Raw genomic sequence first — 13,497 nt, forward strand, 5'->3', positions numbered from 1 at the left:
TTGATAGATATTCATTTTATTGTAAACCCAATAGCTGGTTCAGGAAACCATAATTTTTCAGAAACTTTTTTTCATAATTATTTTGAAAGAGATACTTATAAAGTAACAGTAAAAAGTTCTAAATATAAAGGTCATGCAATAGATTTAACAAAGGAATCAATTAATCAAGAAGCAACAATTATAGTTGCTTGTGGTGGAGATGGTACTATTAATGAAGTTGCATCAACCTTGGTTGGTATTAATATTCCAATGGGAATTATTCCTGTTGGTTCCGGTAATGGTTTAGCTTCAAATTTAAAAATTCCTCAAAAAATTAATAAAGCGATTGAAGTTGTAAAAAATAATGTTCAAACTAAAATAGATGTTGGCTGTTTAAATAACCATTATTTTTTCAGCAATACAGGTTTTGGTTTTGACGCCAGTGTTATTGAAAACTATGAAGCTTCTACTAAAAGAACATTATATTGTTATTTAAAAGCTACCTTAAAATCTTATAAATATTTTTATAATAAAAAGGTTGTAGCCATTGAGATAGATGAGGTTGAAACTATTTTTAATCCTTTTTTAATTTTTATTTCTAACTCTAATGAAATGGGGTATGGTATAAGTTTAACTCCAAAAGCGTTATTGCAAGATGGTTTGCTAGATGTTGTTATTGTGCCTAAATTAAATAAGGTTAAAATGTTGTTTTTTGGAATTTCAATGCTTTTTAAAAAACCTGATTTATTAAATAATGTTAGGTGTTATCAAACAAAAAACATTAAACTTTATAAAAAGAAAGGTGATTTTTTACAATCTCAAATGGATGGTGAGGTTTTAAAAATTAAGGATGATTTTGTAGCTATTTCATTAAAAGAAAAATCGTTATTAGTTATTGTTTAGTAGGTTTTAAATAGATGTTTTTACTTAAAGATTTCTTTAGAATTCAATATTAGTTTTGAGGTTTTAAAATAAATTCTATTAATTACTTATGTATTTAAAAAGCCTTTTAATTTTCTTTATAGGTTTAATTTATTTAAATACTAATTTGGTAAAAGCACAAAAATCTACAATAGAAACAATGGGTGATATTGGGCTTATTGTAGTACCTCTAGCGGCAGTATCTACAACCTTCATTAAAGGTGATAGGCAAGGTTCTTGGCAATTTACAAAAGGGTTTTTATTGAATCAAGTACTTACCAATCATTAGTGAAATTAGGAATTTCTACAATTTCATCGGTTTTAAAATTATAGTAGGAGTTATTTCCGCAATTAAGATTTTCTGCAATTTCTATAATTATACTTGACTTCAAATTTGTTTTTATTTATCATTATTAAATTAAAATTAATAACTTTTTTGGTTAAAGTAGCAATTTGTAGTTTAAAGTTAACTCTTTGTTGGGGTTTTCTTTCGGTTTATTAGTATTTAGTAATTTTAAAATTTTATATTTGGCTAATAATTTAAAGAAAATTTAATTCATGTTTTGGTTTCATCAAGATTTAAAAGGGTTAGAAAATCAAATTCAAGAATTAGAATATGATCCTAAATTGGTTTTTTATGGTAGTTCTACATTTACTTTATGGAGTGAATTAACAACTATTTTTAAAAAACACAAACCTATAAATTTAGGTTTTGGAGGCTCAACTTTAGCTGCGTGTACTTGGTTTTTTGATCGTGTTTTTAAAAATATAAAAGATATAGATGCTATAATAATTTATGCTGGAGATAACGATTTAGGAGATGGAAGACACCCTGAAGAGGTGCTGTTATTTTTAGAGAATTTATTATTAAAAATAAGAACAAAATATGGAAACATAAAGTGTACTTATATTTCTATAAAACCTAGTATTGCTCGTGAAAATCTGCTAGAAAGTATTCATTACACAAATTCAAAGATAAAAGAATTAGTATTTAAAGATGATAATTTTTATTATGTAAATATTTACGATGCTTTATTAGATGAAAATGGAAATCCGGATATAAAATATTTTAAAGAAGACGGACTACATTTTAATACTAAAGGCAACCAAATATTGGCAAAAGCACTTAAATTACACCCTGAAATTTTCCCTGAAAAAAATGCTCGAGAAGATCTAAAAAAACAGTATCTTACTAAAAAGAATTGTTTTTTGCATGAAAAGAGAGTATCATAAATGGTATAGTCATAATCTTGAAGAAGAAATGGAACTTCTTGTATTTGGGTTTGCAGGTGAAAAAGTTTTATTTTTCCCTCCAAGAATGGGACGTTTTTTTGATTATGAAAACTGGAATGTTATTGCAGCTTTAAAAGAGGAAATTATAAATGGAGAATTGCAAATATTTTGTGTAGATAGTGTAGATTTGGAATCTTTTTATAATAGTTTTAAGCATCCTGGATATCGTATTTATAGACATATTCAATACGAAAATTATGTTCTTGAAGAAGTGCTTCCGCTTGCCAATTCAATTAATTCAAACAAAAATGTTATATCTGCAGGTTGTAGTTTAGGCGCATATCATGCAGTAAATATAGCAATGCGGCACCCTCATTTATTTTCTAGAGTTGTGGGAATGAGTGGTCGTTATGATTTAACTAAATCTAGTGGCTATTTTGAAGATTTATTAAGTGGTTTTCATAATGATTTTGTTTATTTTAATATGCCAAATCAATTTTTAAAAAATTTAAATGACCCTGTTCTCATTCAAAAATTATGTAATATGGATATAATATTAGCTATTGGGAAAGAGGACACATTTTTAGATAGTAATTATGAACTATCTAATATATTTAATGAAAAGGGAATTCCTCATCAGTTGTTTGAATGGGATGGTGAAGCACATAAAGCATATTATTGGAGGAAAATGGTGAAAATCTATTTAAAATCCAATTATTAAAAACATAAGTGCCTTCCTTATAAAGTGGTAAACATTTAAAAGCTTAAGAGTATAAAATTATTTTAGTTGCAAAAAAACAAGTATTATAGTGTTGCCATAAATTTTGAAAGATTTATAGAGTTATCTAAATTCATTTTTTTTCGTAGACGATACCTCGCAGTATTTACACTTTCCATTGATATACCTAAAAGTTGAGATATTTCTTTACTTGAAAAGTTTAGTTTTATTAAGGCGCATAATTTATGATCTCTCTGTGTTAGCTCAGGATATTGTTCAGATAATGTTTTATAAAACACTTTGTTTGTAGATGTAAACCGAGCATTAAACTCAGTCCAATCCTGAGTTTTATTAATTCTTATTTTGGTTAAAATTTGATTGATTATTTTGTTTTCAGAACTTTTTAACTGAATTAAATTATCTTTTATGTTAAGTATTAATTCATCTTTTTGAATTAATTGGAGGGCAGAAGTAGTTAGTTCCTTGTTTTTAAAGTTTAATAATTCTTCATTTTTTTCCTTATTTAGTTTTTGTTTGTTTTTAAAAAAAAGTTGCTCAGATTTTCTTCTTTTGTACAAGCCCCATATAATTATTCCTGATATTATTAATAAAGAAATAAATGAAATAGTTAGTAACATATTTCTTAAAAAAAGATTTTCTTGTTTTTGTTTTAATTCGTTAATTTTAGTTGCATTTAAAACCTTTTTTTGTTCTTCTCGTTCAATTCTGTAGGTATCTTTTATTTCAAGAATACCACTGTTTTTTTTACTTCTAGCGCCAAAAAGTTCATCATTTAAAATCTTTGAAATTTTAAGGTTTTTATAAGCCAAGTCCATTTTATTCATTTTAATCTGTACGTCTCCTAATTTTTCATATACATTAGGCACGTAGTTTTGATGACTTTTAAATTTGTCTGAAATTTTGAGCGATTTTAAGTAACTTTTTTCGCTGTTAATGTAATCACTTTTCTTAAAATAAATATCTCCTAAAAATGAATAAAAAATTACTAGATATGTGGGGTTTTTATTTATAAACTGTCCTTCAAGACTGAGTAGAATTTCCAGAGCTTGGTCATTTTTGCCAAGATGATGTAATATATATGCTTGTTCTGCATCTTTAAAATGGAAATTACCAGATCCATATTCTTGTTGTCTAATAATTGTACAGCTATCCAAATATTTTTGAGCTATACCATAATTTCCATTCTCCCTATTATGACTTGCTAATAGATGATAAGTATTACTCAGCGCTTCGTATTGTTTTTTAGAAGTAATTGGATGTTTTTTTTGAAGTGATAATGATAGATTAAAATACTTTTCTGCTTTCAAGTTTTTTCTGAATACACTGTAAAGCATACCTAACTCCGTATAAATGCGATGAGCATATGTATTGTCTTCAATATTATTAGAATAAATTAAAGCCTCCCAGTAACCGTCATACGATTTAGAGTAGCTACCCGTATTGGCAAGCGCTCGTGATATTTCAATAATTGAACTTATAGCCTTTAAAGTATCACCATTCTTTAGATATTTTAGTTTTTCTAGTTGAAGTTTTGATATTGAACTGTCAGAGTATTTTAAAATAAATTGCTTGGGAATTTCTTTTTTGTAAGTGCTATTTTTAATGTTTTGAGCATTAACACTAGTAAAGTAAACGGCAAATAGGATAGTCAATAATAAAAGGTATTGTTTCATTCTGTTTTAAATTAAATCCATGTATCAAAAGTAGGTATAAATTAATTGTTGAAGTTGATTTGTTTTTAAATAGTTGATATACATAATTATATATGTTTTGTTATATAGCTTTGTCTATATGTAATCTATAGGTTTTACTTGAATGTCTATATTATAGCTATACGGAAATTTAGTTTTTTTTGATTTAAATTCTCAATTTTGATTTAAATTATTTTACAAGAATAGTCTTTATAAGATTAGTGAATGTTTTTGTTTAACCAAAAAAATATAAAATATGAATTATAGCTTGAGAATTATTTTAATTACTAGCCTTTTATTAATTGGGTTAGTAACTAAAGCTCAAAACAATGAATCAATCTGGGATGGTCAAAAACAGTTGGTAGTAACTGATTTTGAAAAATCAAATTCATTGTCAATTATTCAAGAAATTTCTTCAGAAGTACAAATAATAACAAAGAGAGGAGTTACTAAAGGTAAAAAAGCTTTGAAAATTAATTTTAAAGAGGACATTGAATTTTCTGGAATTGAGATTAAACCAAGAAAACCTTGGGACAACAAAAATCTTGATAATTATTGTTTAGTTTTTGAAGTTACCAATCTTTCAGATATTTCGGTACATTTAAGAGCAAGTGTTAATAATGTTAAAGGTGTTGGGTTTTCACGAGGAACTTCAATTGCTGCAGGAATAACAAAAACTTGTTTTTTTGAAATAAAAGGTGAAAATGTTGGTATAGATAGAGGTTTAAGAGATGATCCTTCACCTTGGGTTACTGAAGATAATCGAATGATTATTCAAGGAGGGAAAAGTTCTGGAGATTTCAGTGTAATTTCAAAATTAAGAATTTCTGTAAAAAATCAAGATAACCCTAAAACTGTTGTTATAGATAATATTCGTTTTGTTAAGAATCCAGAATATAATGCAAATTACTATAAAGGAATTGTAGATAAATTTGGGCAAAATAATAAAGTTGATTTTGCAATAAAAGTTCATTCAGATAAAGAATTGAAAGAAATTGCAGAAAAGGAATTACGTGAGTTAGCAGTTTCAAAGCCTATGGCAGACCGTAGTTTATTTGGAGGTTGGAAAAACGGACCAAAATTGAAAGGAACTGGATATTTTAGAACAGAAAAAGTGGGTGATAAATGGGCAATGGTAGATCCTGAGGGTTATCTTTATTTTTCTACGGGGATCGCAAATGCGCGTATGGCAAATTCAACAACTTTCACCGGAATTGATTATAAAGATGAATCTATAAAATATCGTGACCCTGAAGATTTAACTCCCGAAGATTCAAAAAATTTGGTAACGTTGTCTAAAGAGGTAACCAATACCGCTTTTAGAGCTTATCCTAAGCGTGCTGATATGTTTGAAGGTCTTCCAACATATGATGATCCTTTGGCAAATCATTACAGTTATAGAAGAGAATCACATAAAGGACCAGTGCCAAATGGAGAAACATATAGTTTTTATCAAGCAAATTTAGAACGCCGTTATGGAGAAAGATATCCGGGTTCTTACATTGTAAAATGGAAAGATGTTACCATAGATCGTATGTTGGATTGGGGATTTACTTCCTTCGGAAATTGGGCAGCGGAAGATTTTTTTCAAAATAAACGAATTCCATATTACGCGAATGGTTGGATTATTGGTGATTTTAAAACAATGAGTTCTGGTTATTGGGGACCAATGCCAGATCCTTTTGATCCTGAATTTAAGCGTAGAGCTAAACAATCTATTGATGTAGTTGCAGATCAAGTTAAAAATGATCCTTGGTGTGTGGGGATTTTTATAGATAATGAAAAAGCTTGGGGAAATATTAAATCAACACAATTAAGATTTCACATTGTAATAGATGCTTTAAAGCATAATGCTTCAGCGTTACCAATGAAACGTGAAATTGTAAAAATGTTGAAGAATAAATACAACAGTGTAAATGAAATTTCTAAAGCTTGGAATGTGAAAATTGCATCTTGGGAATCTTTTTCAGAAGGAGTTGAAGTAGATAAATCAAAAAAGTTCAGTAAAGGACTTAAAGATGATTTAGCTGATATGACTGTTATGTATGCAGATAAATATTTTAGTATTGTTAATACAGCATTAAAAGAAGTATTACCAAACCATATGTATATGGGGGTTCGTTTTACAAAATGGGGAATGACACCAGAAGTTCGTAAGGCAGCAGTTAAATACATTGATGTGTTTAGTATTAATTATTATGAAGAAACCATAGGTGAAAAAAACTGGGAGTTTTTGAAAGAGTTGGATATGCCTGCTATTATTGGAGAATATCATATTGGCGCTTTAGATTCTGGATATTTTAATCCAGGAATTATTCACGCTTCAAATCAAGTTGATCGAGCAAGAATGTACAAACGTTATACGGAAAGTGTTATAGATAACCCATATTTTGTTGGAGTTCATTGGTTTCAATATACCGATTCACCTATTACAGGTCGCGCTCACGATGGTGAAAATTACAATATAGGTTTTGTTTCTTCAACAGATATACCATATCCTGAAATGGTAAAAGCGGCAAAGGAAGTTCACAAGAACTTATACCAAAGAAGATTCGGGAATTTAAAAAAAGATTAGTTTACAAATTTATAGAATATGAAAACATTTAGTATGAGATTAATATGCGTTATAATTGGCGTTATTTTTTTTCAAACTGTTTCAGCACAAAGAGAAGAAATTCTGAAACTACCAGAAAATATTAAGCCTAAAGATAGAATTGCATTTGCGTTATATACTGTTCATGAAAACACAGTAAAAATTACTGCACAGTTTTATCCAATTCATAATATGGAGCCTTTTGAGGCAATATTAGAGATAAAAGAGAATGGAAAATGGATGGTTAAAAAAACTTCAGATATTCTTTATCCCGGTTATACAGCTCATTTTAGAATAGATAATTGGGATGATACTAAAGATCAACAATATAGAGTTGTTCATAACCGGAAGGCGTTTTTTGATGGGATTATTAAAAAAAATCCAAAGAATAAAGAAAACTTTGTAATGGCATCATTTTCTTGTATGTCCATTTACCCAAAACACGGAGGACAAGAATCTACAGATGATATTGTTGAAAATTTGAAAAAATTAAATCCAGATTTACTATTTTTTGCAGGTGATCAAGTGTATGATCATAGTCAACATTATTTGTATTGGTTAGAATTTGGTAGAAGATTTCGTGATGTAATGAGAAATACACCAACTATAACAATTCCAGATGATCACGATATAGGTCAAGCAAATATTTGGGGAGCAGGAGGGAAAAAGGCTACTGCACGTAATGGAATGTCTGGAGGTTATTATATGCCTGTTGCTTATGTGAATGAAGTACAACGTGCACAAACTTGGCATTTACCTGATGCTTATGATCCAACACCTATAGAACGTGGAATTACTGTTTATTATACAGATTTAAAATGGGGAGGTATGAGTTTTGCTATTTTAGAAGATCGCAAGTTTAAATCAGGTTTAGAAGGCGTTATAGAGCAAGTTGGACCCCAGTTAGATGCTGTTTTAATTCCAGGAGTAGACCCAAAACAATTTGATGTAGAGGGAGCAACACTTTTAGGTGAACGACAATTAAAGTTTTTGGAAGATTGGACAACTGACTGGAAGGATGCTAGTATGAAATCTGTTTTGTCACAAACCATTTTTACGTATGCAAGTACGTATTCTGGAGTTTACGGTAAACAAGTTTATGCAGATTTTGATACAAATGGTTGGCCTCAAACAGGAAGAAATAAAGCATTAGCGGTTATTAGAAAAAGTTTTTCTACTATGGTAGCTGGTGATCAACATTTAGGTTCTGTTATTCGTCATGGTATTGATGATTGGGGTGATGCTGGTTATTCTTTTGCTACACCTGCAGTTGCAAGTTATTGGGTGCGTTGGTGGGAGCCAAAGCAACCAGCCATAAAATCGATAAAAGGGAAACCTAGTTATTGTGGAGATTATTTAGATGGTTTTGATAACAAAATTACAATGTTAGCAGCTGCCAATCCAATATCAGCAGATAAAAGCAGTAAAACTGAATTGTTGAATTCACGTGGAGCAGGTTGGGGTATTGTACGTTATAATAAAAAAGAACGTACTACTACTTTTGAATGTTGGGAACGTAATGTGGATGTTACAGCACCAGATAGTAAACCATATGAGGGCTGGCCTATTACAGTTAATCAATTAGATAATTTCAATATAAAAAAGGGATATCAACTACCTAAATTAACTATTTCAAAAGAAAACCAAGTAGTTACTATTCGTAAGAGCAGTGATAGAGCAGTGATTTCATCTATTAGAATTAAGGGAATATCTATTCAACCTAAAGTACTTACAGAAGGAAACTACACTGTTGAAATTGGTGAAGGAGATAATAAGCAGTTATTTTACAATGTTAAGGCTCTAAAAAAGAATAAAAATAAATTGGCAGTTAGCCTATAAAATATATCATATTAATATGAAAAAAACACTTTTAATAGTTTTATTAGTCTCTCAATTTGTATCAAATGCACAATTGAAGAACGGAGCGGAAAAACTTGGGTGGACTCTTTCAGTTCATACGGTCAGTTTTTCAGAAAAAAACACCATTGAAAAATCACTCGATAGTATTAAAGCTATTGGGCTAACTCAAGTTGATACTTATCGCGGTAATCAGTATGTGGGAGGTGACATTGACACCCTTCATTACTGGTTGGATAAGAAAAAACTGGATAAAGTGAAAATGCTTTTTAAAGATAAAGGTGTTGAGTTAAATCATTTTGGTGTTATTCAAGGTGAAGACGAAAAAGAATGGCGTGAGATATTTGAGTTTGCAAAATATATGGGTGTTAAAATGCTGATTAGCGAACCTCAATACGAGCACTTAAAACTAGTGGATAAACTGTCGCAAGAATATGGCATACCGGTAGGTATTCACAATCATCCAGCACCAACAAAGTATTGGCATCCTAACACATTTATGACCTATGCAAAAAACCTAAAACTCAGCAAAAACATAGGAATATATCCTGATATTAACAATTGGGTTTATTCGGGTTTAAACCCAGTTGAAATGTTGAAGTTATGTGAAGGTCGGATTATTGGAATTCAGATTAAAGACCATATTGATGGAATTGGAATGGTGCAATGGGGAACGGGAACGGTAAATGTTCCGGGAATTTTTCACGAGCTGAAACGTCAAAATTTTAAAGGTAATATCTCTTTTGAGTATTTTGGAGATTTCAGCAAGGTAGATTACATATCAAAATCAATTGATTACCTCAATTTTTTCAGTAAACAATTCAATAAGTAAAATATATTTAGATATGAAAAAAACACTAGGTTTAATTTTGACACTTTGTTGCTTTCAAATTATTCAAGCTCAAAAGAACCAAAAGTCTGTAGCGAGCAGCTTATCCAACCCAAATATTTTATGGATAATTACCGATGATCAAAGAGCTGATGCTCTAGAAGTATACAATAGAGAAACCATAGGTAAAAGTGAAAGTAGTTTAGGGTATGTAATGTCTCCTAATATTGATAAATTGGCTTCCGAAGGAACCTTATTTACAAATACGTATTGTAATTCCCCAATGTGTGCAATTTCAAGACCATCAATGCATATGGGGCGTCACGCCTTTCGTTCAGGACACTATAAGTTTTTTTCTCACCAAGAAGCTGATATTTCAAAACCATTTCTTTCTCAAATTTTAAGAAAAGAAGGTTATGGAACTGCTGTATTTGGTAAAACCCATTTTGCAACACAAAGTAAATTGAATCCTAAAGAGCGAAAACCAAATGATATGTTTGATTTGGTTGTTGAGTTTAAAAGAGATTTAAATAATAAAGGTTTTGGAAGTATTTTTACAAGTGGTGCAAAACAAATATTTATTGATGGTGTTTTTCAATTAGTTAACAAGCACGAAACAGCTACGTATCCTGATGGAACTAAATATGTCTATATGACAAATAATAGTGAAGGTGAAATTCCAAAGGAAGATAAAAAAATGTTTGACAAGGTGAATAAAGATTTTAATATTTTGCGTGCCAGAACACGTTTACATAATACCTTGATTATTGGAGGAGAAAATCCTAAAAAAGCTGGTGAAACAGTAGATGGTTATATAGTTAAAGAGTTCAAAAACCACCTTTCAAATGCTAATAAAAAATATAAAACATATGGAGGAAGAACTGTAAATGGAGTAGATACAACTAAACCAGCGTTTTTAAATTTGAGTTTTCATTTACCTCATACACCCGTTTTACCTCCTAAAAAGTTCCGTGATATTTTTAAAAATAAAAAGTATAAATTACCAGAATTTACTACAGATGAACTTTCAAAATTTCCTCCACAATTAGTAATACTTTATAACGAATGTAAAGCAGATAGATTAACAAATGAAGAAAAACAGCAGGCTATTAGAGATTATTATGCCTTTTGTGCATATGGAGATTCATTAATTGGTGAGTCTGTAGAGGCTTTTAAAAAATATTGTAAAGAGAATAATCAGGAATATTTAATTCTATTCACTGTTGGAGATCACGGTTGGCATTTAGGTGAGCAAGGAGTAATGTCTAAATTTGGTCCTTGGAAACAGTCTGTGCACAATGCTACTATTGTAGTTTCTTCTAATAAAGATGAATTTCCGGCAGGAGAAGTGTGTGAAGAAATTACAGAATATGTAGATTTTGCACCAACTATGTTAGCTGCCGCAGGAGTAGATATTAACCAAAAAGAATATGATTATTTAGATGGTTACGATTTAAATAAAGTACAAAAGGGTACAACTACACTTCGTGAATATGCGTTAGGAGAACAAAATATTGTGTGTGGGCATAGAGCATTTATGCGTAATGGTGTTTTTGCTTTTTCAATGCGTACACGAGATGAATGGGATTATTTTAAAGCACCAGATCTAAATAAAAACATTACGTGGGCATTAACTTGCGATCGTCCAAAAGCAGATATGGCTTTGTATGATTTAAGAGTAGATCCGCTTGAGAAAAATAATGTAGCTAATGATAAAGATTATGTAGCATTGGCAGATTGGTTTCGAAACAAGTTAGGAACAATTGTTTTAGGAGATAGACGTGTAGAAGCAGATTGGACAAAACTAAACAGTTATAATGTTAGTAGTTTTGCTAGGGGAGCGGATGATAAAAAATTAGATATTCCACAAGAAATTATTCCTAACGTAAAATAGTAATATAAAATGGCAAAAAAAATAATTGTAATCACAGGAGCATCGGGTGGAGTTGGAGGAATGTTAGCACTAGGTTTAGCTAAAAAAGGAAATCACATTGTTTGCTTAGGTCGTTCTAAAGAGAAATTGATTAAAATTTACAATAAAATTAATAGTGAATTAAAAGAATTTGGTGGAAGTGCCTCATATGATGTTGTTGATATGATGGACGATAATAATGTAATAGCTATAGGTGAAAAAATTAAAGAAGAATTTGGCAAGATAGATGTTTGGATAAATAATGTAGGTGTAAATAATCACAATGCCATTGGCCCAACATGGGAAATTGAACCGAAAAATTGGAGAACTGAAGTTAAATTAAATTTTTATACAGCCTTTATTGGTACTCATACAGCAATTAATTTGATGAAACAAAAAAATTATGGTTACATTATCAATTTAGGTGGTGGAGGAGTTCAGGAACCTAAACCGTATGGGTCGTCTTATGGTGCTGCGAAAACGGCTATTGTGAAATTTACAGAAACTGTGAATATTGAATTAGAAGAAGAAGGTTTGAATATTAAAGTTTTTTCATTCAATCCAGGTTTTATAAAAAATGATCGTACTGAAATGCTTGTTGAATCTGATGTAGCTAGAAAGTATATGCCAAAATTGGAGCAGATTTTAAAATATGGTAAAATGTCAGAAGCCCAAGATTCTATCGATTTGATTGACGCTTTAATTAGTGGTAGGGCAGATAATCTAGCAGGAAAATACTTTTTCTCGGATGATAAAAATATAGAGGATGCCATTAAAAATAGTAAAGATTTTATAAAACAAGAAAGAAATTTATTAAGAGTTAAGTTATAAATTATTCAGAAGAATATGAGAGAAAAGAAAATAATTTATTTTTTGCTATTGACCTTTATAATGGTATTATTAACTTCCTGTATGTCCAGGGAACAAGAAGATTTATCAGTGTTGGTAGTTCGTGGAGGACATCCATATGATACTCCAGAATTTGAGGAAATGTGTTTAAGCTTGGAAGGTATTAAGGCAGATCTAGTTCTTACTTCCCATATGGAAAGAATGAAGGCTGCTGAAATTAGTAAGAAGTATGATGCTATTTTATTTTTAAATCAAAATAAGCATTATACATCGTATGATTGGAATAGAAAACAATATATGGATCTGGCAAAACTAGGTGTTGGAATGGTATTTTTACATTTTACATTGTCGTCGCAACCAGAATGGGATGAATATCATAAATTAGTAGGAGGTAAGTGGTTTTTGAAGAATTATACAGAAGATAAAAGTTTACACTCTACTTATTTTACAGATCTTACACTTGATATTGAAGTAAAGGATGTAAATCATCCAGTAACAAAAGGATTGAAAAATTTTAGAATGACAGATGCTTTTTATGGGAATATTTACATTGAACCAAACGTACATGCTTTGCTGGGTACAAATCATGCTGGTATTTCAGAAACAATTGCTTGGACACACAAATATGACAATTCGAAGGTAGTTTATGTAATGCCTGGATATACAAAAAAAGCTTATAAAAATAAACATTATAGAAGGTTGATTACCAACTCGTTAAATTATGTTGCAACAGGTGTATATCTTGAGCAAAAAGTGAACTGATTTAATAATGTTTACCAGGGAAAAATAATGTATTCATTCGTTTAAATTGAAACCAACTTTTGGTTAAAATTGTGCAGCTCTAATGTCAAAATTTAGATTTGCTTTTACAACTATAAAATCAGCTAATTACAA

General features: G+C 30.0%; 11 protein-coding genes. 10 read left to right on the forward strand and 1 reads right to left on the reverse strand.

Annotation, left to right across the window (positions count from 1 at the left end; translation table 11 throughout):
• The 4 genes from DAD81_RS12990 (at nt 1) to DAD81_RS13005 (ending at nt 2,854) form a co-directional block, all read left to right on the forward strand.
• On the forward strand, nt 1-882 hold the full coding sequence (locus DAD81_RS12990; RefSeq protein ID WP_111708698.1) for a diacylglycerol/lipid kinase family protein: 882 nt from the start codon (nt 1-3) through the stop codon (nt 880-882).
• An 88-nt stretch (nt 883-970) separates the two neighbouring features.
• Nucleotides 971-1,189 (forward strand): hypothetical protein, encoded by a 219-nt coding sequence (locus DAD81_RS12995; RefSeq protein WP_111708699.1) that lies wholly within the window; start codon nt 971-973, stop codon nt 1,187-1,189.
• Nucleotides 1,190-1,458: 269 nt separating this feature from the next.
• Nucleotides 1,459-2,133, forward strand: a complete 675-nt coding sequence (locus DAD81_RS13000) for a GDSL-type esterase/lipase family protein (protein ID WP_111708700.1) — start codon at nt 1,459-1,461, stop codon at nt 2,131-2,133.
• Nucleotides 2,114-2,854, forward strand: coding sequence for an esterase family protein (locus DAD81_RS13005; protein WP_111708701.1), 741 nt, complete (start codon nt 2,114-2,116; stop codon nt 2,852-2,854). The genes DAD81_RS13000 and DAD81_RS13005 overlap by 20 nt, the downstream gene beginning before the upstream one ends.
• 83 nt (nt 2,855-2,937) lie before the next feature.
• Here DAD81_RS13005 and DAD81_RS13010 read toward each other — a convergent pair whose 3' ends face one another.
• Nucleotides 2,938-4,545 (reverse strand): tetratricopeptide repeat protein, encoded by a 1,608-nt coding sequence (locus DAD81_RS13010; protein ID WP_111708702.1) that lies wholly within the window; start codon nt 4,543-4,545, stop codon nt 2,938-2,940.
• A gap of 274 nt (nt 4,546-4,819) precedes the next feature.
• Between DAD81_RS13010 and DAD81_RS13015 the strand changes: the two genes are divergently transcribed.
• The 6 genes from DAD81_RS13015 to DAD81_RS13040 all read left to right on the forward strand — a co-directional run bounded on the left by DAD81_RS13015 (nt 4,820) and on the right by DAD81_RS13040 (nt 13,365).
• Nucleotides 4,820-7,138, forward strand: a complete 2,319-nt coding sequence (locus DAD81_RS13015) for an agarase (protein ID WP_111708703.1) — start codon at nt 4,820-4,822, stop codon at nt 7,136-7,138.
• Between the two features lie 33 nt (nt 7,139-7,171).
• A complete protein-coding gene (locus DAD81_RS13020; RefSeq protein ID WP_245949262.1) occupies nt 7,172-8,995 on the forward strand; it encodes a metallophosphoesterase family protein in 1,824 nt (607 codons plus the stop codon).
• A gap of 73 nt (nt 8,996-9,068) precedes the next feature.
• Nucleotides 9,069-9,845: a sugar phosphate isomerase/epimerase family protein gene (locus DAD81_RS13025; RefSeq protein WP_157961128.1), complete on the forward strand. Its 777-nt coding sequence runs from the start codon at nt 9,069-9,071 to the stop codon at nt 9,843-9,845.
• A gap of 13 nt (nt 9,846-9,858) precedes the next feature.
• Nucleotides 9,859-11,736: a sulfatase-like hydrolase/transferase gene (locus DAD81_RS13030; protein WP_111708748.1), complete on the forward strand. Its 1,878-nt coding sequence runs from the start codon at nt 9,859-9,861 to the stop codon at nt 11,734-11,736.
• Nucleotides 11,737-11,745: 9 nt separating this feature from the next.
• Nucleotides 11,746-12,585 (forward strand): SDR family NAD(P)-dependent oxidoreductase, encoded by an 840-nt coding sequence (locus DAD81_RS13035; protein ID WP_111708705.1) that lies wholly within the window; start codon nt 11,746-11,748, stop codon nt 12,583-12,585.
• A gap of 81 nt (nt 12,586-12,666) precedes the next feature.
• Nucleotides 12,667-13,365 carry a ThuA domain-containing protein gene (locus DAD81_RS13040; RefSeq protein ID WP_157961129.1) on the forward strand — a complete coding sequence of 233 codons (699 nt, stop codon included), beginning with the start codon at nt 12,667-12,669 and terminating at the stop codon, nt 13,363-13,365.
• The last annotated feature ends 132 nt before the right edge of the window (nt 13,366-13,497 follow it).

Origin of the sequence: Lutibacter citreus (genome assembly GCF_003260195.1) — a bacterium.
Classification (GTDB): Bacteria; Bacteroidota; Bacteroidia; order Flavobacteriales; family Flavobacteriaceae; genus Lutibacter; species Lutibacter citreus.